Here is a 24,806-nt window from a genome sequence, read left to right as displayed (position 1 = left end):
CAGCTGACAACCGAAGGGAGAGAACGGAACACAGCCCGCCCTCCCCCTTCGGCCCGCCGTCTGCCGGTTCGGCACTCGGCGGCCGTCGCCAGCTCGGCACCGCACTCGGCGCCCCGCCGTCTGCCCGGCTCCGCACTCGGCGGCCTGCCGTCAGTCCGGCTCTGGACTTGGCGGAGCCACGCACAAGCCGGGAGCTGCACGTGGCTCCGCTCCACTCACAGCGGTCCACCCCGCGGCCGCGCCCCAAAACCTGCAATCCCACCCACTGCCGCGTTCCCACCCGCCAAACCTCCAGGCGGGCAAACGAAAGCGGGGCGGAGGACAAGTCCTCCGCCCCGCTCTCACAACCGAAACCTCAGTGAGCCTCACCCAGGTACGCGTCGCGCACCCGCTGGTCGGCCAGGAGCGAGTGCCCCGGACCGTCCAAAGTGGTCCTGCCGAGGTCGATCACGTAGCCGTGGTCCGACAACGCCAGCGCCGCCAGGGCGTTCTGCTCCACCAGAAGGATGGTGGTGCCGAGCGACTGGAGCTCCTTGATGGTGTCGAAGATCTTCTGCGTCATGATCGGCGAGAGACCCATCGAGGGCTCGTCGAGCATCAGCAGGCGGGGCTTCGACATCATGGCGCGGCCGATGGCCAGCATCTGCTGCTCACCACCGGAGAAGAGCCCGGCCTTGTTGTGCCGGCGCTCCCCCAGCACGGGGAAGAGGTCGTACACGCGCTGCATGTCGGCGTCGACGCCGTCGTCCTTGCGGACGTAGGCGCCGAGCTGCAGGTTCTCCTCCACGGTCATCCGCGGGAAGAGCCGGCGGCCCTCGGGGCAGTGCGCGATGCCCTCACCGAGGATCGCGTGCGCCGGGTCGTTGTGGATCGGCTTGCCCTGGAACAGGATCTCGCCGGACGCCGGACGCAGCAGACCCGAGATGGTGCGCAGGGTCGTGGTCTTGCCCGCACCGTTCGAGCCGATCAGCGACACGATCTGGCCGGCCTCGACGGTGAACGAGATGTCGCGGACGGCCTCGATGGCGCCGTAGGCGACCGAGAGGTTGCGGACTTCGAGCAGCGCGGTCATGCCTGCTCCTCCTCAGCAGAAGCAGCGGCGGCCTCGACTTCGTGCGCGACTTCCTCCGGCGGCTTGCCGAGGTAGGCCTCGACGACCCGCGGGTCCGCCCGCACGACCTCGGGGCTGCCCTCGACGAGCAGTTCGCCCTGCACGAGCACGGAAACCGAGTCGCACAGCCCGAAGATGAACTTGATGTCGTGCTCGATGACCACGACGGACACACCCGTCTCGCGGATGCGGAAGATCAGCTGCTGCGTCGCTTCCGTCTCCTGCGGGTTCATACCCGCGGTGGGCTCGTCCAGCAGCAGCACCGCCGGGTCCGTCGCCAACGCGCGCGCGATCTCCAGACGGCGCTGGTCGCCGTACGGGAGGTTGCGCGAGAGCTCGTCGTCCAGGTTGTTCAGGCCGACGAACGCGAGCAGCTCCCGCGAACGCTCGCGTGCCGCCTTCTCACCGCGCTGGTAGGCGGGGCCGTGGAACAGCGAGGCCAGCGGGCCCTGCTTCATCCGCACGTGGCGGCCGACCATGACGTTCTCCAGCACGGTCATGCTGGGGAACAGGCGGATGTTCTGGAACGTGCGGGCCACGCCCGCGTCCGTCACCTTCGCCGGGTCGCCGGGCAGGACGTTGCCCTTGAGCAGCACCTCACCCGTGGTCGGCGTGTACAGACCCGTCAGGCAGTTGAAGAACGTGGTCTTCCCCGCGCCGTTCGGACCGATCAGGCCGACGATCTTGCCTTCTTCGAGCGTCAGAGTGACGCCCTTCAACGCCTTGAGGCCACCGAAGACCATCGAGACGTCACGCGCTTCCAGTACAGGCGTGCTCATGCCTTCTTCGCCTCCACATGCGCCTCTTCGGCGTTCTCATCAGCGCGCTCGATCATCTCAGCGCGCCTGTGCGCATCGGGGATCAGGCCGACCGGCCGGAACCGCATGATCAGGATCAGCGCGAGGCCGAAGATCATGAGGCGGTAGTCCTCGAAGTCGCGGAGCTTCTCGGGCAGCACGAACAGCAGCGCGGCGCCGAGAACGGCACCCGGGATCGAGCCCATGCCGCCGAGGATGACCGCCGCGAGCAGCGTGACCGACTCGAGGAACTTGAACGACTCGTAGGACACGGTGCCGTTCTTGTGCGCGAACACCGCGCCCGCGAGACCCGCGAGCATGGCACCGATGAGGAACGCGAGGATCTTCATCTTGCCGGTGCGGATGCCCATCGCGCGGGCGGCGTCCTCGTCCTCGCGGATCGCGATCCAGGCACGGCCGATGCGGCTGAACTTGAGGTTCGCGAACACCGCCATCGTCGCCGCGACGAGCAGCACGATGAGGACGTAGTAGAGGACACCTGCGGGGAGCTTCACGGCGCCGATCGAGATCGACTTGTTGAACTCCGCGCCGAACAGCGACAGCGCCGGAACACCGGGAATCGCGTTGGAGCCGTTGGTGATGCCACCGATGTCGTTCTGCGCGGAGCGGGTGAAGATCTCACCGAACGCCAGCGTCACGATCGCGAGGTAGTCACCGCGGACCCGCAGCGTCGGCGAACCGACGATGGCGCCGAAGATGCCGGCCACGACGGCCGCGATGACCGCGGCGACCGGGAACGGCAGCGTGATGCCGAAGTGCGCGGTCGCGGCACCGGAGAAGTTCGCCGCCACGAGGGCACCGATGCCCATGAACGCCACGTACCCGAGGTCGAGCAGACCCGCGAGACCGACGACGATGTTCAGGCCGATCGCGGTGGCGGCGTAGATGCCGATGTTCGCCGCGACCGTCATCCAGTACTCGTTGCCCGCCTCGGTGAACGGCAGCAGCAGCGCGCACGCCGCCAGCACGATCACGCTGAACACGCGGTGCTGCTCGGACAGTGCCGAGAGCCAGCGCACGAACCCGACGCCGCTCAGCGCGCCGAGCAGACCGCCGGCGAACCCGAGGAACGACAGGAAGATCGCGCCCGCGTACGGGTTGGCGGAACCGACGCCACCGGTGGTCAGCATCGCGGCGACGGCGTAGAGCACCGCGCCGAACGACACCAGCAGCACCAGGTACGCGACCGGGGTGGAGACCTTGAACTTCCACTCGCCGACCGGGCCGATGCCGATGCCGTAGCCCGCGAGGATCGTCAGCACGCCGGCGACCAGGCCGACGACGCCACCGAACGCGCTGGCACCGTCGAGGGCCGTGATGGCACCGAGGCCACCGCCCTTGACCGTGATGTACGCGGCGTTGACGAACGACACGATGGTGAGGCCCCAGCCGAGAGCCCGGACGACCCGGCCCTTGGACGGGACCGGTGCGAACGCCGCGGCCAGGACGAGGACGCCCAGCACCAGGACGTGCCAGCGGAACCCGGTGACGAGGAACGGCGCGTCGAAGAACTGCAGCGTCGACTTGTCCGGCCAGTTGCCGTCGTTGAGGGTGAACGTGACCCAGGGCAGGAGCGCCGCGACGATGCCGAGAACGCCACCGGCGGCCGCGAACGGCTTGCCGAGCGGTGCGAGCGCGGAACGCTTCGCAGAAGTGTCGACCGTACTCATGCGCGCACCCTTTCCGGCTCGCCGAACAGACCCTGCGGGCGGAAGACGAGCACGAGGATCAGCACGACGAAGATCCACACGTAGTCGTACTGGGTACCGCCCGGCATGTACTGACCGGCGATGGTCTTGATCAGACCGATGATGAACGCGCCGATGACCGCGCCGCGGATACTGCCGACGCCGCCCAGGACGGCCGCCGTGAAGGCGAAGATGCCGTTCTGGAAGCCCATGTCGATGTTGATGTTGTTGAGGTAGCCGCCGAACATGATGCCGGCGACACCGGCGAGCACGGCGCCGATGATGAACGTCAGCACGATCACGCGGTCGGGGTTGACGCCCATGAGCTTCGCGGTGTCGGGGTCCTGCGCGGTCGCACGCATCGCGCGGCCCATGCGCGAGCGGTTGATGTAGGTCTGCAGGATGACCGCGAGACCGACGGAGAGCACGACGAGCAGGACGCCGGTCCAGGAGATGAGGACCGGGCCGAGCTTCAGGTTGCCCTCGGGGAAGACCTTCGGGTACGGCAGGTTGGACTTCGCGTTCGGGTAGAAGACGCGCACGGCCTCCTGCAGGAACACGGACACGCCGAGCGCTGTGATGAGCGGTGCCAGCCGGGGCGCGTTGCGCAGCGGCCGGTAGGCGAACCGTTCCATGATCACGGCGACGAGGACCGCCACCACGATGCCGCCGACGAACATGAGCGGCAGTGCCACGGCGGGCGACTTCTTGAGGTCGTCAGGAAGAAGCGTGAACGTGGCGAGGCCTCCGTACGAGGCCACCATGAAAACCTCGCCGTGGGCGAAGTTGATCAGCTGGATGATGCCGTACACCATCGTGTACCCCAGGGCGATCAGGGCGATCAACGCACCCTGAATGACCCCGTTGGCCAGCTGTTGAAGCAGGACTGACACGACTACCTCCGTAAACAACGGGGGCGAGCAAACAACGCCCGCCCCCGCCGTGGCTTCAATCAGTAATTAGGTAGTCGTCAGCCGGTGTAGGTGCCGGTCTGAACGTCCTTCCACTTGGCCGAGGTGACCTGGTAGACGGTCAGCACCTTGTTCGTGCTGTCGCCGTACTGGTCGAACTTGACCTCACCAGTGGCACCGGAACCGGCGTAGGCACCGACGTTGGTCAGCATGGCGTCACGCTTCGACTCGTCCCAGGCAGCGCCGTCGACGGTCTTGGCCAGGGCACCGATGATCGCGTTCGCGGCGTCGTAGGAGAACGCACCGTAGGCGGCGTAGTCCTCCTTGCCGAACTTCGCCTTGTACGCGTCGACGAAGGCCTTGGCCGTGGCCAGGGACTCGGTCGGGGCACCGACGGAGGTGGCGAGGTCGCCCTCCTTGCCGCCGAGCTCGATGTACTTGCCGTCGAAGATGCCGTCGCCGCCCATCAGCGGAACGTCGAGACCGTTGTCCTTCATCTGCTTGGACAGCGGGCCGGCGACCGGGTACTCACCGCCGTAGTAGACGGCCTCCGGGCCGAGGGCCTTGATCTTGGCGATGACGCCGGAGAAGTCGGTGTCCTTCTCGCCGACCTTCTCGGAGCCGACGATCGTGCCACCCTTCTTGGTGACCTGCTTCGACAGCTCGGCCGCCAGGCCCTCACCGTAGGTCTTGCCGTCGGTGATGATGGCGATCTTCTTCTTGCCGGCCTTCTCGACGAGGTAGTTGGCCGCGTACGGGCCCTGCAGGTCGTCGGTGGTGCAGACGCGGAAGTAGTTGTCGAACTGCCGCTTCGGGGCCGTCAGGAAGTCGTTACCCCTGGTCAGCGACGGGTTCGTGTTGGCGGGCGACACCTGGGGGATCTTCTTGTCCCGCAGGATCGGCTGCACGGTCTGGGCCACAGACGAGTTCAGCGTGCCGACGACACCGACAACGTTCGGGTCGGTCGACAGCTTCGTGGCGGCCTGGGCACCCTTGGCGGGGTTGGCCTCGTCGTCCTGGGCGGACACGGTCAGCTTGTAGCCCTTGACCGTGCACTTCTTGTTCGCCTCGTCCACGGCGAGCTCGGCGGACTGCTTGATGCCGACGCCGAGAGCGGACAGGTTCCCGGACAACGGGGCGACAACACCGACGGTCAGAGTGCCCTTCGACGTGTCGCAGCTGCCCCCGGTGGTGCCGCCGCCCTCGGTCTTGTTCGAGCCACAGGCTGCAAGAACAAGCAGCGAGGCGCCGACGATCGCTGCGGACTTCACAGAGTGCTTACGCACGTGATGTCCCTCCTATATCCCTGCTCCCGGCTACGCGAGATCTCCGCGCACCGCTCCATCACCCTCTCCTGAGGGATGGCCGGAACCTAGGCGATGACTGTGACCGCAGTCATCAAAGCCAATGGGCTCGTGACCATAACGCAACGCGGCGTTATGTTTCACTTAAGCAATGTCACAGACGGTAACCTTCGTTCACTCTTTGGACGGCTGCCATAACGTGGACGTATGACTCCGCGTCGTCGAGTGATCACCGCGGTGGGCATCGTCGCGATCATCGTCGCGGCGGTGCTGGTTCTGCGTGAGTCCGATGATGCCCTGAAGAAGCCCAGTTCAGAGGCCGTTCGCTTAACTAAGTACACAGCGGATTTCGTCAGGGTTTCGGAGACGCCACCCCGGCCCGGCCCGCCGTCCTCCGTATGGAGCAGCGACGGACGGGTCCAATGGGCACCTGTGCCGGGCGCGGCCGGGTACGAGGCCTTCGGAAAACTCGTCGCGTCGCCCGAGATCGCGGGCTCCGGACAGCCGGACGTGCGCGCGGTGGACGCCTTCGGCCAACGATCTTCGCCGGTCAGGGCCGAGGAGCGCCCGAGGGACGACAACTGGCGGCGGGCGGTCAGCGGCTGGCTGGACGACTTCGACGACACGTTCCTCGATCGCCGCTACCACCTGAGCGGCCGGCGCGGGTGCGTGAACCCCAGTTCGGGCTCCGGCGGCCGCCTCGTGATCGACATGCCGTGTGGAAACGACACGGCCGTGCTGCGCGCACGGACGCCGCTGCTGCTGCAGGAGTCGCCGGAACTCGGCCGCGTGGTCGTCGTGACGGACGCGGCAGGACCGCGCGGAAAACTCGTGGTCGATCTGGCGCCCGGAACGCCTGATCGACTCGGACCCATACCTCCTGCTGATGCGGTTCGGGTGGTGGTGGACGACTCCGTGGCCCCCGGAACGCGCGGTGCGGGCGTTCTGCATCGATTCGAAGTAGTGCTGACAGATAACGGCGTGCGGGTCCTCCAGGACGGCACCGAGATCGCGGCTTCATCAGTGGTGCCGCAGTGGCGTCAGGCAAGCGTGCTGATCGGCGTGACGCCTCCGGTCAGCTATCCGGGACGCGTGGAAATCGACGCGATCGGCATCTCCGGCTCGCGTGGCCCCGTGGACGAGGTGATCGAGACACCGCTCGTGGCGGGGACTCTGCGCGTGCTCGAACCCGAAGAAGAGGCACCGGGCATCGGCGTGGCGCGCGCACCGTTGCGTGGGGTCGCTTCGGCGCGGTTGCGGGCAACGGTCCGGCTCGGCGACGGCGGCGACCCGAACGGCCTGGTCGCGCAGCTCGGGTCGGCGAAGGTGCCGCTGCGGCCGGCGGTGAACGGCTGGTCCGCGGCGGAGGACAGCGAGTTGACGCTGGTCGGGGACGTGCCCGCCGAACTGCTCGGCGCGGACGGGCCGGACGCTCTGACGCCGTTCGTGCTGCGGATGCCCGGCGCGTCGCAGGCCCAGGTGCTGGAGAGCTACCTCGAGGTGCCCGGCCGGTCTCCGGTGAAGCTGGAGAACGCCCCGGACGAGCCAGCGCCCGTTTTGCCCGTGATGACGGCTGAGATCACCTCTAAGGGCCCGAACGACGCGGCCCTGGTGATCACCCTCGACGCCGCCCACGCGCGGTCAGTGGCGCCGATAGCGGGCTTCGAGGTGTACGTCGACACCTCTCTCGCGGCGACCGTGCCGATGCCCGGCGGCGTAGGTGGCCGGCACGAGCTGCAGATCTCGCTGAAAGGCAGCCACAACGTCGAAGTCCGCCTGCGTCCCGAGGATCCGGGACGGCAGACGGACTCCGTGTGGCTGGAACTGCGCCGAAGCTGATCAGCCGAAGTTCTCGATGACGGCCTCTGCGACGGCCTTCATCGTCGTGCGGCGGTCCATGGCGGTGCGCTGCACCCACCTGAACGCCTCCGGCTCGCTCAGACCCTGTTTGGTCATGAGAATGCCCTTGGCCCGTTCCACGACCTTGCGGGTCTCCAGGCGCTCGGTGAGCCCGGCGACTTCCTGCTCCAGCGCGGCCAGTTCGTTGAACCGGCTCATCGCCAGCTCGATCGCGGGCACGAGGTCCCGCTTGGCGAACGGCTTGACCAGGTAGGCCATCGCACCCGCGTCGCGGGCGCGCTCGACCAGGTCGCGCTGGCTGAACGCGGTGAGGATCACGACCGGCGCGATCCTGTTGCCGGCGATGTGCTGCGCCGCCTCGATCCCGTCGACCTTGGGCATCTTGACGTCCAGGATGACCAGGTCGGGATTGAGCTCGGTCGCGAGCTTGATGGCCTCTTCACCATCTGCGGCCTCGCCCGCCACGTCGTAACCCTCTTCGCGCAGCATCTCGACGAGGTCGAGACGGATCAGCGCCTCGTCTTCGGCGACGAGCACGCGAGGGGCCTTGCGCGTGGCTTCGGCTTGGGCCTCGGCAGCCTGCTGGGTCACCGGGGTCCTCCTGACGATCGTTCCTGCGGGCGAAAGCGCAGTCTACCGGCGGTCCGGTCGCTGATCAGGCTCACCAGCCGTGACGGCAGACACGAACTCCTCAGGCCACGGATAGGTCCGCAGTCCTTCCTCGACGTCCTCGGACGGCGCGTCGATGCGGCGCGGCGTGATCTCGCGGGTGGTCCCGAAGTCCGGGTGGCCGAGCTTCTGCCTGATCTCGTCCTCGGACGGGCCACCCGCCCACTCGACGAACCAGGCCCCGCCCATGGGGAGTGCTCGCAACCAGCTCGCGTCATGCCACAGGTGTACCCGGCGCAGGAGAGCGCTCCCAGTGGCCGCTTCGGCGATCTCGTCGTCGTTGCCGCCACCGTCGGTGTACTCGACACCGCGGTGCTCGTGCATCCAGCGCACGTAACGCATGCCGAGTTCCCACGCCTGCTCGTCGACCCCGGCCAGCACGACGCCGGCGTCTCCCGTGGTCAGCTCGGCCGACCGCCGGTACTGCCGGTGCTCGAGACCGGCGACGCCCATGCCGAACCCGCCCTCGGTGCGCGGGAGCAGTTCGAACAGGAGCGGGCCGAGAGCCCTGTCGCTCAGGTGCAGCTTCAGGGGCTCCCCCGGTTCCACGGTCCGGAACGCGTGGGCGGGCCTGATGATGCTCGCGGGCGGCATCAGCTGGAGCATGCTCGCGGCGGCGCACCCGGCGACCAGCACCTTGGCTTCGAGCCGGCGCTGGGCCTCGGTGGAGGCTTGCGGCAGCACCGAATCCCCGTCGCGGACGGCCGGGACCGCCTGGGACAGGTTCTCGCCCGTGTAGGTGCGCCGCAGATCGGCGAGCTGGTCCGTGGTGGACAGACGTGCCATGACAGCAGTCCTCGTTTCCGCCGCCCGGCTCGGCCGACAAGGACGCATGTGTCACGCGTCTACGTGGTCAGTTCGCTTCGGTGAGCAGGAGTTGCTGAACACTGCGGCGGAGAGTGCCGCTCACTGCCGGGGAGCGGCTCCAGCCTCACGTCTGCTCGGACGCCACGAACCACGTTACCGGACCGGCGCACCTGGTTTTCCGCGCTAGTCGGCGCCCACGATCAGCTTGTACTTCACGTCGACTTCCTTGTTGTTCGCGGAGCCGCGGATCACCAGCTCGTGCTCACCGGAGGCGGGAGGAGCGATCCACGCGTACAGACCGCAGCCGACCGAGTTGATCCGGCCCGCCGACGTGCCGTACGGATTGCCCGCGCGCGCCTCGTAGGTGAACGGCGTGGCGGACACCCTCGTCAGCGCCTGCGTCGAGCCGTCCATGAGCACCTCGCCCTGCGCGTTCTTCATGAACGTCTCGCAGCCCGCGACATCGGTCGCGAGGTTCACGACGGGCGCGAGCAGCGGTTTGGAGGCGGGGACGCGGCACTGCCGCTCGACCGGGCCCTCACCGAGCGAGCCGGCGAGCAGCCAGACCTCGACGGGCTGGTCACGCATGCAGTAGCGCCCGGAGGTGTCGGACACCGGGTTGCTGTTCGAGGGTTGGGAGGCCCAGGTCCACCAGCGCGCCTGGAAATCGGCCGGCGCCAGCTTGTCCGAAGTGGACGTTTGTGTTGTGGGGGGTTGTGCCGCCATTTGCGCGTTTCCGCCGCAACCGGCGAGCAGAACAACCAAGAACAGCAGGACAATCCTCACTGGTTCTCGCGTCCCTTGCGTCGTTGTTCCTCCGCGCGCTCACGGCAGCGGCGCAGGAACTCCTGATCGTCGTCAGCATCGGTGGCCGCGAACCGTCCCGGCCGGTCGTACTCGGGAAAAGCAGGAGCACCGCGCTCGTAGGCCGCGAAACGCGCGCGTCCGGTCCCCACCACCGGACGGCCAGCGACAAGCCACGCGATCGACCCCACCAACGGGAACAGCAGGACCAGAAGAAGCCACATCATCTTCGGCAGATTGCGAACCGAGCCCTCGTCGGTCGTGATGACGTCCACGACAGCGAAGATCGTCAGTCCTGTCATCAGCACTCCGAACAGCCCACCGAAGTACAGCATCTCCACCCCCAGGTCGTGCGGTCGCCGCACATATTGACACAAGGGGCCACTCCCTGAACACAGTTCACACGTCAATCATCTTGGGACCAATTCACGAAGCCGTGAATCCTTCGAAACAAAAGCCGCACGGAGGACGGAAATGCCGCCCGGCGGCGGACGAGCCGTACCAGACGGAACCTCGGGCGCAGCACGTCCCGTTCGGCCGTCAGGTCCACCGCCGCTGTCTGCCGACCCGCGCAACCAATTCCTCCCGCAGGACGAAAAGACGCGGTGGCGACGCCGAATTCGATGCCCGGCCGCACCGGCCCGAATTGCGTTTCGCACGATTCGAACGAGGTTTCGCGGGCCGGAACGTTCACACTGTCCCAGGTGGACTGGACAACGTGACGGAACCCGCCTTCGAGCCGTCCCGCGCCTGACCCTGAGCACCAGACCTGCTGCGCACCCGTTGTCCGAGCGGTAAGCGAGCCTTAGCGTCGAGCGCATGCCCAAGGGTGCCGAGAGCTTGCTGACCGTCCTGGCCGCGCACGACGTCGAAGTGGTGTTCGGCCTGCCCGGTGTCCACAACCTCGCCATCTGGGAGGCGCTGGGGAAGCACCCCGGCATCCGCATGATCGGCGTGCGCCACGAACAGACGGCGGTCTACGCGGCAGACGGCTACGCACGCACCACGGGCAAGCTCGGCGTGGCGGTCGTGACCACCGGCCCCGGCGCGGCGAACACCCTGGGCGCCACCGGCGAGGCGTGGGCGTCGGGCAGCCCGGTGCTGGTGATCGCGACGGACATCCCGTCGACGCTCCGGCGGCCCGGCGTCCATCGCGGCGTGCTGCACGAGACGCGTGACCAGAAGGCCATGTTCACACCGGTCACCAAGGCGTCGTTCGACGTGCCTTCCGCACACCAGATCGCCGCGTACACCGACAAAGCCGTCCAGCAGGCCACCCAAAGCCCGCACGGCCCGGTTTACCTGGGTGTCCCCACGGACTTCCTGTCCGCCGAGGTCCCGCACCACACCGTCACGAAGGTCGCGCCCTCTCACGAGGCAGCCGACCTCACCGAGGCCGAGAAGCTCATCGCCGGTTCCGAGAGGCCTCTGATCTGGGCTGGTGGCGGTGCGGCACGGTCCGGCGCCGGACCCGCGATCGGCGCGTTGGCCGCCAAGCTCCAGGCACCGATCATCACGACGTACGGCGCCCGCGGCCTGACGGACGGCCCTCACGTCGTACGAGGTCCGGTGCACGCACCGCCCGTCGGAAAGCTGTGGGACGACGCCGACCTCGTGATCGCGATCGGCACCGACTTCGACGGCATGATGACCCAGAACTGGTTGCAGCCGAAGCCACCCGCCCTGCTGGCCGTCAACATCGACAAGGCGGAGGCCGGCAAGAACTACCCGGCGGACGTCACGATCGAAGGCGACGCGGCCACCGTCACCGCCGCACTGGTGGCCAGCGTGACCGCCAAGCAAGCCACCGTCGACGTCGAAGCGGTCAACGCCGAAGTGCGCGCACTGGCCGAAGCCGACTCCCCCGAAGCCGTGAAACTGTTGCGAGCACTGGAAGGCACCGACGCCACGATCGTCGCCGACATGTGCATCCCCGGCTACTGGATCGGCGGCTTCCACCACGTCACGAAGCCCCGCGGCCTCGCCTACCCGGTCGGCTGGGGCACGCTCGGCTTCGGTTTCCCGGCGGCCATCGGCGCGGCGGTCGACCACCGCACGATCGCGGTGGTCGGCGACGGCGGCTTCCTCTTCGCGTGCGGCGACCTCGCCACCCTCAAACAGGAAGGCCTGCCGCTCACCATCGTGCTCGTGGACGACGGCGGCTACGGCATGCTCCGCTACGACCAGCAGATCGCGAACCACACCATCAGCGGCGTCGACCTGACCCGTCCGGACTTCGCCAAGCTCGCCGAGAGCTTCGGCATCCCCGCGGTCACCCTGAACGGCTTCGACGACCTGAAGTCCGCCCTGGACGAGGCCTCCGGCCCGTCCATGATCGTGGTCAACGCGAGCCTCGAGCCGCCGATCACCACCTCCCCGCGCTGGTACCGCAAAAACGCCACCTGATCAGGTATCTCCTGGGTACCTTCCCGTTCATGGGACGTGGTCTGGGGATCGTGCTCGCCGTGCAGGCAGTGGTGCTGACCGCGTTGTCGGGCCGCTACGGCTTCCACCGCGACGAGCTCTACTTCGTCGCGGCAGGAAAACACCCCGCCTGGGGCTACGTCGACCAGCCCCCGATCACCCCGATCCTCGCCCGCCTGTCGACAGCGGCGTTCGGCGAGACCCCTGTCGGCCTCCGCGTGGCCTCGACCCTCCTGGCGTTGGCCATCACGGTCGTGGTCGCCCTGATGGCAAAAGAACTCGGCGGCGGCTCCACGTTCGCGGCCGCCGCCTCGGCGACGTCGACGTTCGTCCTGGCCGTGAGCCACATGCTCTCCACCGCCACCGTCGACCTGCTGGTCTGGACGCTCATCGGCTACTTCGCGATCAAACTCCTGAAAACCGGCGACGGCCGCTGGTGGCTCGCCCTGGGCGCGACCGCCGGTGTGGGCCTGGCCAACAAGTGGTTGCTGCTCTTGTTGTTGGCAGCCCTGGCGATCGCACTGCTCGCCGTCGGCCCGCGTACCGTCCTGCGCACCTGGTGGCTCGCCGCCGGCGTGGCCGCGTGCGCGGTGATCGCCGCTCCCGTCGTGATCTGGCAGGCGCTGCACGACTTCCCGCTGCTCACCGTCGCCCGCGGCATCAGCGAGGACGACGGCACCGAGAACCGGATCATGTTCGTCCCGATGCAACTGCTGATGCTGTCACCGCTCCTGGTCCCGGTGTGGCTCGTCGGCTTCCGAAACCTGTGGCGCGACAGGACCTTCCGCTCGATCGCACTTGCCTACCCGATCCTGTGCGCACTGTGTCTCATCACCGGCGGCAAGCCCTACTACGCGGTCCCGTTGCTGCTGGTGCTGGTCGCGGCGGGCGCACGCCAAGCACAGGAATGGCTGTTGCGCCGCAAGGCGATCGGCAGCGTCCTGGTGGCCCTGAGCGTCATCCCCGCGGTGGTGGGCTCGCTGCCGATCCTGCCGCCCAGCGCGCTGGGCCCGGTCATCGCCATCAACCCCGAGCAGGGCGAACAGGTCGGCTGGCGCGAACTGGCCCTGACCGTCCAGGACGCGTGGCTCGAGAACGACCGCCCCGTCGTCATCACCGGCAACTACGGCCAGGCCGGCGCGATCGAGGCCTACACCGAGATCCACACCTATTCCGGCCACATGTCCTTCTACGACTGGGGACCACCGCGGCCCACCAGCACCAAGGTCCTGCTGGTCGGCTTCAGCCGGCCGCCGTTCGACGACTGCAAGGTCGTCGCCCAGCACCACAACCCCGTGGAGAACGAAGAAGACGGCACGGAGATAAAGCTGTGCACGGCCCCAAGCGAACCATGGGACACCTTCTGGCCGAAGCTCCGCCGCTACTACTGAGCTGACAAACTCGCCCAGGTGACCCGAACCTGGCCCGAGAACCTCGCCACCGACGAAGGTGTGCTCGCCTGGGAGTTCCTGGACTTCCTCCGCAAGACAGCCGTGCTGAAGGTCGAGGGCCTGACCCGCGACCAGGCCGCGGCGGCGCCGATCCGGACGTCCCCGAAGCTGACGGCGCTCGGCGTGCTCAAGCACCTCACCGCCGTCGAGCGGTACTGGCTGTGCATCGCAGGCGCGGGCCTCGACCTGCCATCGCTGTGGAAGGGCAGCCCCGACCCGTCCTGGAACCTCGAGGACGACGACACCCCGGCGTCGCTCATCCGGACCTACCAACAGGAATGGGTGAACGCCGAGGCACTCAAGAAGCTGGACCCCGGTGCGACGGCAGCGGACGGCGCGCGCACCGTGCGGTGGATCCTGGCCCACGTGGCGCAGGAAACCGCGCGCCACGTGGGCCATCTGGATCTGCTCCGCGAACTCGCGGACGGGCAGACCGGCGAATAGCTGGACGTTCTCTTCATCAGGGCTGACTCGTGTAGCCGCCCACGGTGTTCTGGCAAACCTCCCGCAGCGCAGTCACCGCGTCACGCAGCAGCGGGTTGGTGTTCGCGGTGCGGTGCACCACGTGCACATGCCTGCGCACAGGCTTGTGGCGCAACGGCATCACGTGCGTACCTGCCAGCTCCCGGTAGCCGAGCGCGGGCACGAGCGCGACGCCGACGCCGGCCGCCACGAGCGACTGCACGACCTCGTAGTCGTTGCTCCGGAAAGCGATCTTCGGCCCGAACCCCGCCGCAGCGCAGAGGCGCGTGAGACAGATCGCGCCGGAGGTTCCGTCGCGCGAGGCGATCCAGCGTTCGTCCTTGAGATCTTCGAGTCTGACGTTGTTCTTCGCGGCCGGGTGGTCCGCCGGAACCATCACCAGGAGGGATTCGTCCAGCAACGGCAGCACGGTCAGCTCTTCCGGCCATGTTCGCGGCACGAGGTCGTACACGTACACCAGCGCGAGGTCGAGCTCACCGGCCAGCACGAGCGGCAGCACGTCGTCCGGTTCCGCCTCGTCGAGGCGGAGCTCGGCTCCCGGCAGATCCGCCTGCAGTCTCGCCAGCACCTTCGGCATCACCCGCGAACTCGCCGTGGGGAACGTGCCGATCCGCAGGCGCCCGCGCAGGCCCTGCACCATCGCCTTCACCTCGTGCTCGAACCCGTCGAACGCGGCGAGCAGCTCACCGCCGCGGTCCGCGATCAGCAGCGCGGTGCTGGCAGGCCTGATCGAATGCGCCTCGCGTTCGAAGAGCGTCACGCCGACCGCCCGCTCGAACGCCGAGATCTGCTGGGACACGGCCGACGACGTATAACCGAGACTGCGCGCGGCCTCCGCGAAGGAACCCGTCTTCACGACCTCGACGAGCGTGCGCAGATGAACCGGATTGAGCACCAGCACAGCTTACGCTCGACGTCGCGAGGTCTCATCCTGCAACCTCTGGCGGATTCAGCGGAGAGCTACCAGGGTGGAGGGCATGCCCTACGTCTCCACGAACCCGTCGAACACCTCCGACGTGGTCACCGAGATCGAGCTCGGGACCAGCCGCGACTTCGTGGCCGCCGCACAACGGGCCAAGGCCGCACAACGCGCCTGGGCACGCGTGCCCGCACCCGTGCGAGGCCAGGTCATCGGCAACATCGGCCGCCTGGTCGAAGCGAACTTCGAACCCCTGGCCCAGCTCGTGACCCGCGAGATCGGCAAGCCGATCGCGGAGGCCCGCGGCGAGGTGCAGGAGATCGTCGACACCGCCAACTTCTTCGTCGGCGAGGGCAGGCGCCTCTACGGGCAGACGGTCCCCTCGGAGATGCCGGACAAGCAGCTCTTCACGTTCCGCAACCCGGTCGGCGTCGCGGCGATCATCACCGCCGGCAACTTCCCGGTCGCCGTGCCGTCCTGGTACATCATCCCGGCGTTGCTGTGCGGCAACTCGGTCGTGTGGAAACCCGCCGAGTACTCCGCCGCGTCGGCCCAGGCCTTCTACGACGTGTTCCAGGCCGCCGGCATTCCGGCCGGCGTGTTCGAGATCGTCTTCGCCGAGGGCTCGGAGACGTTCGACGGACTGGAGCAGTCGCTGCAGCAGGGCCTCGTCGACAAGGTCGGCTTCACCGGGTCCAGCGAGGTCGGTGTGCGCATCGGCGAACTGTGCGGACGCCACCTCCAGACGCCGTGCCTGGAACTGGGCGGCAAGAACCCGATGGTCGTCACCGAGGACGCGGACCTCGACCTGGCCGTGCAGGGCGCGCTGTTCGCCGGCTTCGGTTCCGCGGGCCAGCGCTGCACCTCGCTCGGCACGGCGATCGTGCACGAGTCGGTGTACGACGAGTTCCTGACCCGGTTCGTCGAGGCCGTCGCCGGCGCCGCCGTGGGCGACCCCACCGGGGATGTCCTCTATGGACCGTTGCTGGACGAGAAGTTCGCGCTGGCGTATGAGAAGTACCTCGGCTGGATCGGCGAGCACCACACGGTGCACGGCCCGACCGGCCGCGTCTCCGCTGCCAGCCCGCGCGACGGCTTCACTGGTGAGAACGGCTTCTTCTACCACCCCGCAATCGTTTCCGGTGTGCGTGACGACGACGAACTGTTCCTGCAGGAGACGTTCGGACCGCTCGTCGGCGTCATGAAGTACTCGGACCTCGACGAGGCGATCGAGCTCGGCAACAAGCCGGGCTACGGCCTGTCGTGCTCGATCTACACCACGGACCCGAACAAGGCCTTCCGGTTCCGCGCCGGCATCTCCGCCGGAATGGTGAGCGTCAACAACTCGACGTCCGGGGCCGAGGCGCACCTGCCGTTCGGCGGTAACGGCAAGAGCGGCAACGGCTCCCGGCAGTCGGGCGTGTGGGTGCTCGATCAGTTCACCCGCTGGCAGTCCATGAACTGGGACTACTCCGGGAAGCTGCAGAAGGCGCAGATGGACACTCTCGCGATCGAGGCGAACCTTGACTTCCGCCTCGCCTGAGCTGCCTGCTCAAGCGGAGGTCGTCGTCATCGGCGGCGGGGTGATGGGCACATCCATCGCTTTTCACCTCGCCGAGGCAGGAGTCCGGGATGTGGTGCTCGTGGAGCGGGATGACCTGGGGTCCGGCTCCACCTGCAAGGCAGCGGGTGGAGTGCGCGCCCAGTTCTCCGACGAACTGAACATCAGGCTCGGAGCTCGATCCATCGAACTGTTCCAGCGCTTTCCGCAGCGCCCCGGGCAGGAGATCGACCTGCACCAGGTCGGCTATCTGTTCCTCCTCTCTTCAGACGACGACGTGACGGCGTTCGAGCGCAACGTCGACCTGCAGAACTCCCTCGGCGTGCGCAGTCGAATGCTGACTGTCGAGGAAGCCCGGCGGATGTCTCCGCTGATCGAGACGGACGGCCTGCTCGCGGCGACCTTCTCCCCGGACGACGGGCACTGCACGCCTGAATCCGTCGTCCTCGGTTACGCCACCGCGGCCCGCCGATTCGGTGCCCGCCTGCACACCAGAACCACCGTGAGATCGATCGTAGGAACGGGGTCCGACACTTTTCGCGTCGAGACCGACCGCGGCGCCGTTTCGACGCCGAATCTGGTCTGCGCGGCCGGCGCGTGGTCGCGGGAGATCGGCGCGATGGTGGGCGTCGACCTGCCCGTTTCCCCGCTGCGGCGGCAGATCATGTTCACCGAGGCCATGCCGGAGCTACACGATCGGGTGACGCCGTTCACCATCGACTTCGGCAGTACCTTCTACTTCCACCGCGAGGGCCAGGGCCTGCTGTTCGGCATGTCCGACCCGGACGAGACACCGGGTTTCAAGCTGGACATGTCCGACGCGTGGCTGCCCAGGCTCACCGAGGCGATCGGCAGGCGCGCGCCGAGGCTGCTGGACGTGGGCGTGCGCGACGGGTGGGCCGGGCTGTACGAGGTGACGCCGGACCACAACGCGCTGATCGGCTCGGCCGGCCGGTTCTTCTACGCCACGGGCTTTTCCGGGCACGGTTTCCTGCAGGGCCCCGCGGTGGGCGAGATCGTGCGCGACCTCGTGCTCGGCCGCGAGCCCTTCGTCGACGTGTCCAGTTTGGACGCCTCCAGATTCGCCGCCGACCGGGCACGGCCGGAACTCAACTGCGTGTGAGGACTGTGATGGACGTACTCGAGCTCATGGACGAGTGGGGGCCGGAGAAGGTCGTCTGCGTGTCCGACCGGCGCACCGGCGTGAAAGGTGTGCTCGTCATCGACAACACCGCGCGTGGCATGGGCAAGGGCGGCACGCGGATGAGCCCGCACGTGACGGTCGCGGAGATCGCCCGTCTCGCGCGCGTGATGACGTGGAAGTGGGCCGGGGTCGACCTGTTCTTCGGCGGCGCGAAGGCGGGGATCGTGTTCGATCCTTCCTCTCCCGACAAGGAGGCGGCGCTGCGGGCGTTCGCGCGCAAGCTCTCCAACGAGGTGCCGCGCGAGTACGTGCTCGGGCTCGACATGGGCCTCACCGAACGGGACGCGGCGATCGTCCAGGACGAACTGTCGGACCGCGGCGCTATGATGGGCGCACCGGCTCAACTCGGCGGTCTTCCGTACGACGAGCTGGGCGTCACCGGGTACGGCGTGGCCGAGGTGGCGGACGAACTGATGGAGCTGCGCGGCAAACGCGTGGCGGTACAGGGTTTCGGCGCGGTCGGCGCCGCGGCGGCGAAGCGGTTCGCCGAACTCGGCGCTGTCGTCGTCGCCGTGTCCTCAGTGCACGGGGCGTTGGTCGACACCGGCGGTCTGGACGTCGCACGACTGCTGAAGCTGCGGGACGAGTTCGGTGATCTCGCGGTCGAGGAGTACGGCGGTGTCCGCGCGCTCGGTGCCGAGTTCCGGGTGCCGTGCGACGTGCTGGTGCCGGCGGCGCTGCAGGACGTGATCGACGCGGAACTCGCGGGCGAGCTCGACACCACCCTGGTGGTCGAGGGCGCGAATCTGCCGACTTCCGTTGCGGCGCAGGAGGTTCTCGCGAAGCGCGGGATCGCGGTCGTGCCGGACTTCGTCGCGAACGCCGGCGGCGTGGTCGCGGCGGCGTTCGCGATGGACGCGCGGTACTCGCCGTTCCCGGTGAACCCGGCGACGGTGCTGGAGGCCGTGTCCTCGAAGCTGAGGGCGAACGCGGCGAACGTCCTCGTCGAGGCGAGAAGTCGCGGCACCACAACACATGTGGCGGCGCGTGAGCTGGCGCAGGAACGCGTGCTGGCCGCGATGAGGCTGCGCGGGCGGGTCGCATGAGCTCGCTCGAAGGCGTGGTGATCGCGGACTTCAGCCGGGTGCTGGCGGCACCGTACGCGACGATGATGCTGGGCGACCTCGGTGCCGAGGTGGTCAAGGTCGAGCGGCCCGGCAGGGGCGACGAGACCCGCACGTGGGGTCCGCCGCACTACCAGGACGAGGCGACGTACTTCCTGTCCGTCAACAGGAACAAGACGTCGGTGCAGATCGACCTGTCGACGGAGGCGGGCCGGGAGAAGGCGCGCGAGCTGATCGCGCGGGCGGACGTCGTGGTCGAGAACTTCAAGCCGGGCACGATGAAGAAGTTCGGGCTGGACTACGAGTCGCTCGGGCGGGACGACCTCGTCTACTGCTCGATCTCGGGGTTCGGCGCGGGCAAGGGCGCGGACCTGCCCGGCTACGACCTGCTCGTGCAGGCCGTGGGCGGGTTGATGAGCGTGACCGGGCCCGGTCCGTACGAACCGGTGAAGACCGGGGTGGCACTGGTCGACGTGCTGACCGGGTTGCACGCGTGCGTCGGGATTCTGGCGGCGCTGCGGCACCGGGAGGCGACGGGGCTGGGCCAGCTCGTCGAGCTGGACCTGCTGACGGTGCTGCTGTCGAGCATGGTGAACCAGAGCGCGGGCTTCACACTGGCCGGCTCGGTGCCGAAGCCGATGGGCAACCGGCATCCGTCGATCGCGCCGTACGAGGTGTTCCCGACGGCAGACCAGCCGATCGTGCTCGCGGTGGGCAACGACCGGCAGTTCCGCCGGCTGTGCTCGGTGCTGGACGTGCCGGAACTGGCCACGGACTCGCGGTTCGTCACGAACTCCGATCGGGTGGAGCACGTGGACGAGCTGTTCGACCTGCTCGCGGCACGGCTGCGGGCGCGCCCGGCGCAGCACTGGTTCGAGACGCTGACACCGCTGGGCGTTCCGTGCGGTCCTGTCAACGATGTCGCGCGCGCGTTCGCGCTGGCGGAGTCGCTGGACCTCAGCCCGACCGCGACGATCGACGACATGACGCTCGTCGCGAACCCCATCCGCCTGTCGCGCACGCCGGTGACCTACCGGCTGCGCCCGCCGAAGCTGGAGCAGTGACGTGCAGGACCCGTTGCAGTTGCTGGACATCCCGTCGTTGCTGGGCGACGAGGAGCGCGACATCCAGGCCACCGTCGCGCAGTACCTGACCGACCACGTCCGGCCGCACATCGCCTCGTGGTTCGAGGAGGGCGTCCTGCCGCGCGAGCTCGCGCAGGAGCTCGGCAAGCTCGGTGTGCTGGGCATGCACCTCGAGGGCTACGGGTGCGCGGGCACGTCGGCGCTCGCGTACGGGCTCGCGTGCCTGGAGCTGGAGGCCGTGGACAGCGGCATCCGCAGCTTTGTGTCCGTGCAGGGCTCGCTGTCGATGTACTCGATCTGGAAGTACGGGTCGGAGGAGCAGAAGCAGGAGTGGCTGCCCCGCCTGGCCGCCGGTGAGGCGATCGGGTGCTTCGGGCTGACCGAACCGGACTTCGGCTCGAACCCGTCCGGCATGCGCACGCGGGCCGTGCGCGACGGTGCGGACTGGGTGCTCGACGGCACCAAGATGTGGATCACCAACGGTGGTCTCGCGGACGTGGCGACGGTGTGGGCGCGGACCGAGGAGGGAATTCGAGGATTCCTCGTTCCTCGCGGCACGCCGGGATTCTCGACGCGGGACATCAAGCAGAAGCTGTCAATGCGAGCATCCGTCACTTCCGAGTTGATCCTGGAGGACGTGCGGCTGCCGGAAAGTGCGCGGCTGCCGCTCGCGACTTCCTTGCGCGCGCCGCTCACGTGTCTGAACGAGGCGCGGTTCGGGATCGTGTTCGGTGCTGTCGGTGCCGCGCGGGATTCGTTGCAGGCGGCGCTGCGCTACGCCGGCACGCGCATCCAGTTCGACCAGCCGATCGCCGCGTTCCAGCTCACCCAGCGCAAGCTCGCGAGCATGACGGTGCAGGTCAGCAACTCGATGCTGCTGGCGTTGCACCTGGCGAGGCTCAAGGAGGCCGGCACGCTCAAGCCCGAGCAGATCAGCGTCGGCAAGTACAACAACGTCGAGTCGGCCATCGCGATCGCACGGGAAAGCCGGACCATCCTCGGCGCGAACGGCATCTCGCTCGAGTACTCGCCCTTGCGTCACGCGAACAACCTGGAATCCGTACTTACTTACGAGGGCACTTCCGACATCCACCTGCTATCCATCGGCCACGCGTTGACCGGAATCGCATCATTTCGTTGATCGTTCGCCCTATCCTGCACTCCGCAACGGGGTTCGCGGGTGGGAGGACGTTCTGCCGGAGGAGACAAACAGCCGCAGTGACGCGCGTCGCAACCGCAAGCGGTTGCTGGATGCCGCGACGCACGTCCTGCGGGCTGAACCAGCAACGGCGACGATGCAGTCGATCGCGCGCAAGGCAGCGCTTTCACAGGCGACGGCGTATCGGCACTTTCCGTCCGTGGAGGCGCTCGTGGTGGCCTATCACGAAGACGTCATGGCGTCGTTGATCGAGCACGGTGAACGGTCTCGCAAGACCGGCAAGGAACTGTTCGAACACCAGGCCGCGCGCTGGGTGAAGCTGCAGAACGTGCACGGCCCGGTGATAGCGCGCTTCTCGTCGCAGCGCGGGTTTCTGGAACGGCTGCAGTGCGGCGAGGCCACGGCGGCGTTGTCGTGCAGCGCGTGGGACCAGGCGTTGCGCGGTGTGCTGATCGATCTGGCGCTGCCGGACGCTTTGTTGAACGTGGCACGGTTTCTGCACAACGCGTTGTTCGCGCCGCGGGAGATCCTCGACCTGACGAAAACCGCCGGACTACCTGACGAGCAGGTGGTCCGGCGGCTCTCCGACGCGTTCTACGGCGCGCTCACGGGCTGGGCGTCGAACTAGATCCCGAGCGGGAGCACCCACTTCAGCTCGGACTTGACGTTCGGGCGGCCGTCGAGCGGGTCCTCACCGGCGATGCCACCGGCCGCGATCTTGTCCAGGGTCTTCAGGCCCTCGGGCAGGATCTGACCGAACACCGTGTAGTTCGGACGCAGGATCGAGTCCGACTGCACCAGGAAGAACTGCGAGCCGTTCGTGTCCGGGCCGGCGTTCGCCATCGCGAGGGTGCCGCGCGGGTAGATGCGGCGCAGGCCGGTCGGGTCGTTCGGCGCGGGCTGCAGGTCGGTCGGCAGCTCGTCCTTGTACTTGTAGCCGGGGCCGCCCTCCCCCGTGCTGGACGGGTCGCCGCACTGCAGCACCTTGAGCGTCGGGTACGCGGTGAGCCGGTGGCACTCGGTCTGGTTGTAGAAACCGCGGTGTGCCAGGTGGATGAAGCTGTGCGCGGTGCACGCCGCCTTGGCGCGGTCGAGCACCAGCGGGATGTCGCCCTGGTTGGTCTTCACCTTCACCAGGACCTTGCCCTTGGTGAACCACGGGTCGTGCGGGATCGACACCGGGCGAGCCGCGGGCTCCTCCGGTGTCGCGGTGTAGCCGCAGTCGGGCCGGGCCGTCTGAACCTCGGCGGACGCGGTGCCCGTCGTGATGAAACCCACGGCCAGCGCCGCCACTGCCAGTCCAGCTGCGATTCGCCTCATGCGCGTTTCCTAGTGCAGCATTGGTGGCCGGGCAAGTTTTAACGGATCACACGGGCCGCTCAGTTGTCCGTGGACTCGGTGATCTCGTACTCGCACTTCGCTTCCGCGCCGGCGTTCGTGATCTCCTTTTCCTTCTCGACGCGGAGCTTGCACGTCGCCTGGCCGGTCTGCGGCTTCACCGTGAGCGTGATCCTGCCGAGCGCGTTGGCGAGCATGGCGCGGTCCTTCACCGGCAGGTCCACGGTCTCGGACTGCGACGCGCCACCGGGGACGCTGAGCGTCATCTCGGCCTTGCCGGTGCCCTCGATGTCGTAGAAGGCCTCGTAGGTGTAGCTCTTCTGGCCGCACGCCGCGAGCGCCAGCACGGGAATCAGCAGGAGGAGTTTCTTCATGGCTCGAATTCTGGTGATGAGTGCGGGCCGGGGCTTCTGTCCGCAGACCGGTTGTGGGTCCTACTTTTGGCCGACCAGCCGGGATTCCCACGCCCAGGCGGCGATCTCGACGCGGTTGCGGGCGTCCAGTTTGGCCTGAACGCTCGCCAGGTGCGTCTTCACCGTGCCGATCGAGATGAACAGCTCCTGGGCGATCTCGGCGTTCGTACGGCCGATGGCGGCCAGCTTCACGACGTCCAGCTCACGTGCGGACAGACTGTGCGGCTGTTGCGGCGCAGGCGAGTTCATGTGCTGCAACAGCCTGACCGTGATCGACGGACTGATGAGCGCATCACCCGTGACGGCAGCGCGGACCGCTTCGACGAGCAGGTTCGGACCGGCGTCCTTCAACAAGAACCCGCACGCGCCGTTCTTCAGCGCTGTGTGTACGTACTCGTCGTGGTCGAACGTCGTGCACACCACGACGTGGACGTCGTTCGCGATCTGTTTGAGTGCTTCGAGTCCGTCCATGCGGGGCATGCGGATGTCCATCAGCGCGACGTCCGGTGTGGTGCGGCGTGCCTCGGCGACGGCCTCGACACCGTCCCGCGCCTCTGCCACGACCTCGATGTCGGACTCGGCCTCCAGAATCATGCCGAAGCCCGTGCGCACCATCGCCTGGTCGTCCGCGACGAGAACCCTGATCACGCGGTCGCCTTTCCGGTCGGGAGCGCGGCGTCGACGACCCATCCGCCGTCGATGCCCGGCCCCGCCTTGATCCTGCCACCGAGCGCCTGCACGCGTTCGGTGAGTCCGATGAGCCCGAAACCGTTGCCCTGTCTCGCGGCCCTGCCGTCGTTGGAGACCTTGACCGTCACCCAGTCGGGCGTGGTCTGGATCTGGACGTCCACTGTGGTCGCTTCCTGGGCGTGTTTCCTGATGTTGGTCAACGACTCCATTACGACGCGGTGGACCGAGCTGGCCACCTCGAGCGGCAAGGTCCCGGTGTCGCCGTGGATCTCGAGGGTGGCTCGCGGTTCGGCGGCGATCAACGGCTCGATGTCGACGATGCCCGCGACCGGCGCCACGGGGGCGTCGTCGCGGAGCATGCCGATCATGCGGCGCATCGCGGTCATGGCCTCGCCGCCGGCCTCCTCGATGCGGTCGAGTGCCTGTTTGGCCTTCGCCGGGTTGCGTTCCACGATCCGGCTCGCGCCCTGGGCGAGCACCACCATGCCGGTGATGTGGTGGCCGACGAAGTCGTGCAGGTCCCGCGCGAACTCGGCCTTCTGCTCGGCTTTGACGGCCACGACCTGCTTCTCCCGCGCGTTGCCCAGCAACCGCAGGTAGCCGACGAGCGCGAGCACCCCCGTCGCGACGACCACCAGTGCCATCGCCAGGGTGAGCTCGGTGGAACCGAGCGGGTACCGCAGCGGCTGGGTGACCAGCGCGATCACGACCCAGCCGATCAGCGGCGCGTCCCGGCCCGACCTGGCCCGATGGGCGGTGACGGCCAGGACCCCGGTCAGCGCCAGCGTCTCGGCCAGGCCGAACTCCTTGTCGAGCGGGTTGACCAGGGTGAACGCGATGCTCGCGGTGGCGGCGAGAGCGGCCAGGGCTCGATGAGGCCGCAACCAGGCGAACGCGGCCAGCACGATGCAGCCGAACGCGGCCCAACCGGTCCACGGGTAGAGGCCCGGCGACCGGAACAGGCCGTAGTAGAAGTCCACGAACGCCGCGGCGAGCAGAGCGGCGATCGCGCCGAACCTCCAGAGCATGGCCACGACCTTATG

Annotated in this window: 24 protein-coding genes; 10 read left to right on the top strand and 14 right to left on the bottom strand. The window is 68.0% G+C overall.

Annotation, left to right across the window (positions count from 1 at the left end; all coding sequences use genetic code 11):
- Window positions 1–355: 355 nt before the first annotated feature.
- From ACIQF0_RS23650 to ACIQF0_RS23630, 5 genes are all read right to left on the bottom strand, one after another.
- Window positions 356–1,072, bottom strand: coding sequence for an ABC transporter ATP-binding protein (locus tag ACIQF0_RS23650; protein ID WP_360041183.1), 717 nt, complete (start codon window positions 1,070–1,072; stop codon window positions 356–358).
- The gene (locus ACIQF0_RS23645) at window positions 1,069–1,890 is read right to left on the bottom strand and encodes an ABC transporter ATP-binding protein (RefSeq protein WP_360041186.1); all 822 of its coding nucleotides are present in this window, start codon (window positions 1,888–1,890) and stop codon (window positions 1,069–1,071) included. The genes ACIQF0_RS23650 and ACIQF0_RS23645 overlap by 4 nt, the downstream gene beginning before the upstream one ends.
- Complete coding sequence (locus ACIQF0_RS23640) at window positions 1,887–3,599, bottom strand: branched-chain amino acid ABC transporter permease (protein WP_401032568.1); 1,713 nt, start codon at window positions 3,597–3,599, stop codon at window positions 1,887–1,889. The genes ACIQF0_RS23645 and ACIQF0_RS23640 overlap by 4 nt, the downstream gene beginning before the upstream one ends.
- A complete protein-coding gene (locus tag ACIQF0_RS23635) occupies window positions 3,596–4,510 on the bottom strand; it encodes a branched-chain amino acid ABC transporter permease (RefSeq protein WP_360041192.1) in 915 nt (304 codons plus the stop codon). The genes ACIQF0_RS23640 and ACIQF0_RS23635 overlap by 4 nt, the downstream gene beginning before the upstream one ends.
- Before the next feature lie 77 nt (window positions 4,511–4,587).
- Window positions 4,588–5,814 (bottom strand): branched-chain amino acid ABC transporter substrate-binding protein, encoded by a 1,227-nt coding sequence (locus ACIQF0_RS23630; RefSeq protein ID WP_360041195.1) that lies wholly within the window; start codon window positions 5,812–5,814, stop codon window positions 4,588–4,590.
- Window positions 5,815–6,039: 225 nt separating this feature from the next.
- Between ACIQF0_RS23630 and ACIQF0_RS23625 the strand changes: the two genes are divergently transcribed.
- The gene (locus tag ACIQF0_RS23625) at window positions 6,040–7,671 is read left to right on the top strand and encodes a hypothetical protein (protein WP_401032565.1); all 1,632 of its coding nucleotides are present in this window, start codon (window positions 6,040–6,042) and stop codon (window positions 7,669–7,671) included.
- Here the strand turns inward: ACIQF0_RS23625 and ACIQF0_RS23620 are convergent, their stop codons facing one another.
- The 4 genes from ACIQF0_RS23620 to ACIQF0_RS23605 all read right to left on the bottom strand — a co-directional run bounded on the left by ACIQF0_RS23620 (window position 7,672) and on the right by ACIQF0_RS23605 (window position 10,307).
- Window positions 7,672–8,283 (bottom strand): ANTAR domain-containing response regulator, encoded by a 612-nt coding sequence (locus ACIQF0_RS23620; RefSeq protein ID WP_093596918.1) that lies wholly within the window; start codon window positions 8,281–8,283, stop codon window positions 7,672–7,674. It abuts the gene before it with no gap.
- A gap of 42 nt (window positions 8,284–8,325) precedes the next feature.
- Window positions 8,326–9,147 (bottom strand): hypothetical protein, encoded by an 822-nt coding sequence (locus ACIQF0_RS23615; protein WP_401032563.1) that lies wholly within the window; start codon window positions 9,145–9,147, stop codon window positions 8,326–8,328.
- A gap of 204 nt (window positions 9,148–9,351) precedes the next feature.
- Entirely contained in the window at window positions 9,352–9,894 is a 543-nt protein-coding gene (locus ACIQF0_RS23610; RefSeq protein WP_401032561.1) for a hypothetical protein, read from the bottom strand.
- 56 nt (window positions 9,895–9,950) lie between these two features.
- A complete protein-coding gene (locus ACIQF0_RS23605) occupies window positions 9,951–10,307 on the bottom strand; it encodes a PLDc N-terminal domain-containing protein (RefSeq protein ID WP_401032827.1) in 357 nt (118 codons plus the stop codon).
- Between the two features lie 484 nt (window positions 10,308–10,791).
- On the opposite strand from ACIQF0_RS23605, the gene ACIQF0_RS23600 reads away from it, so the two are divergent.
- From ACIQF0_RS23600 to ACIQF0_RS23590, 3 genes are read left to right on the top strand one after another with little or no spacing between them, the layout of a single operon-like run.
- On the top strand, window positions 10,792–12,378 hold the full coding sequence (locus ACIQF0_RS23600; protein WP_401032560.1) for a thiamine pyrophosphate-binding protein: 1,587 nt from the start codon (window positions 10,792–10,794) through the stop codon (window positions 12,376–12,378).
- Window positions 12,379–12,407: 29 nt separating this feature from the next.
- Complete coding sequence (locus ACIQF0_RS23595) at window positions 12,408–13,787, top strand: ArnT family glycosyltransferase (RefSeq protein WP_401032558.1); 1,380 nt, start codon at window positions 12,408–12,410, stop codon at window positions 13,785–13,787.
- Window positions 13,788–13,805: 18 nt separating this feature from the next.
- Entirely contained in the window at window positions 13,806–14,291 is a 486-nt protein-coding gene (locus tag ACIQF0_RS23590) for a DUF664 domain-containing protein (protein WP_401032556.1), read from the top strand.
- A 16-nt stretch (window positions 14,292–14,307) separates the two neighbouring features.
- On the opposite strand, the gene ACIQF0_RS23585 is transcribed toward ACIQF0_RS23590, so the two are convergent.
- Window positions 14,308–15,225 (bottom strand): LysR family transcriptional regulator, encoded by a 918-nt coding sequence (locus tag ACIQF0_RS23585; protein WP_401032554.1) that lies wholly within the window; start codon window positions 15,223–15,225, stop codon window positions 14,308–14,310.
- A gap of 82 nt (window positions 15,226–15,307) precedes the next feature.
- Between ACIQF0_RS23585 and ACIQF0_RS23580 the strand changes: the two genes are divergently transcribed.
- The 6 genes from ACIQF0_RS23580 to ACIQF0_RS23555 all read left to right on the top strand — a co-directional run bounded on the left by ACIQF0_RS23580 (window position 15,308) and on the right by ACIQF0_RS23555 (window position 21,950).
- Window positions 15,308–16,792: an aldehyde dehydrogenase family protein gene (locus tag ACIQF0_RS23580; RefSeq protein WP_401032552.1), complete on the top strand. Its 1,485-nt coding sequence runs from the start codon at window positions 15,308–15,310 to the stop codon at window positions 16,790–16,792.
- 43 nt (window positions 16,793–16,835) lie between these two features.
- Window positions 16,836–17,933 carry an NAD(P)/FAD-dependent oxidoreductase gene (locus tag ACIQF0_RS23575; RefSeq protein ID WP_401032825.1) on the top strand — a complete coding sequence of 366 codons (1,098 nt, stop codon included), beginning with the start codon at window positions 16,836–16,838 and terminating at the stop codon, window positions 17,931–17,933.
- 8 nt (window positions 17,934–17,941) lie between these two features.
- Entirely contained in the window at window positions 17,942–19,060 is a 1,119-nt protein-coding gene (locus ACIQF0_RS23570; RefSeq protein WP_401032550.1) for a Glu/Leu/Phe/Val dehydrogenase, read from the top strand.
- Window positions 19,057–20,142, top strand: a complete 1,086-nt coding sequence (locus ACIQF0_RS23565) for a CoA transferase (RefSeq protein ID WP_360041228.1) — start codon at window positions 19,057–19,059, stop codon at window positions 20,140–20,142. The genes ACIQF0_RS23570 and ACIQF0_RS23565 overlap by 4 nt, the downstream gene beginning before the upstream one ends.
- A gap of 1 nt (window position 20,143) precedes the next feature.
- On the top strand, window positions 20,144–21,304 hold the full coding sequence (locus ACIQF0_RS23560) for an acyl-CoA dehydrogenase family protein (RefSeq protein ID WP_360041231.1): 1,161 nt from the start codon (window positions 20,144–20,146) through the stop codon (window positions 21,302–21,304).
- Window positions 21,305–21,407: 103 nt separating this feature from the next.
- A complete protein-coding gene (locus ACIQF0_RS23555; protein WP_401032547.1) occupies window positions 21,408–21,950 on the top strand; it encodes a TetR/AcrR family transcriptional regulator in 543 nt (180 codons plus the stop codon).
- On the opposite strand, the gene ACIQF0_RS23550 is transcribed toward ACIQF0_RS23555, so the two are convergent.
- From ACIQF0_RS23550 to ACIQF0_RS23535, 4 genes are read right to left on the bottom strand one after another with little or no spacing between them, the layout of a single operon-like run.
- A complete protein-coding gene (locus tag ACIQF0_RS23550; protein ID WP_360041237.1) occupies window positions 21,947–22,642 on the bottom strand; it encodes a peptidylprolyl isomerase in 696 nt (231 codons plus the stop codon). The genes ACIQF0_RS23555 and ACIQF0_RS23550 overlap by 4 nt on opposite strands.
- Window positions 22,643–22,701: 59 nt before the next feature.
- Window positions 22,702–23,034: a lipoprotein gene (locus ACIQF0_RS23545; RefSeq protein ID WP_360041240.1), complete on the bottom strand. Its 333-nt coding sequence runs from the start codon at window positions 23,032–23,034 to the stop codon at window positions 22,702–22,704.
- A gap of 60 nt (window positions 23,035–23,094) precedes the next feature.
- Window positions 23,095–23,721: a response regulator gene (locus ACIQF0_RS23540; protein ID WP_401032545.1), complete on the bottom strand. Its 627-nt coding sequence runs from the start codon at window positions 23,719–23,721 to the stop codon at window positions 23,095–23,097.
- Entirely contained in the window at window positions 23,718–24,791 is a 1,074-nt protein-coding gene (locus ACIQF0_RS23535) for a sensor histidine kinase (RefSeq protein WP_401032543.1), read from the bottom strand. The genes ACIQF0_RS23540 and ACIQF0_RS23535 overlap by 4 nt, the downstream gene beginning before the upstream one ends.
- Window positions 24,792–24,806 lie beyond the last annotated feature (15 nt).

Source organism: Lentzea sp. NPDC092896 (genome assembly GCF_044754905.1).
Taxonomy (GTDB): domain Bacteria; phylum Actinomycetota; class Actinomycetes; order Mycobacteriales; family Pseudonocardiaceae; genus Lentzea.
Note: the sequence above shows the minus strand (reverse complement) of the source record. Positions and strands in the feature narration are given on the sequence as shown.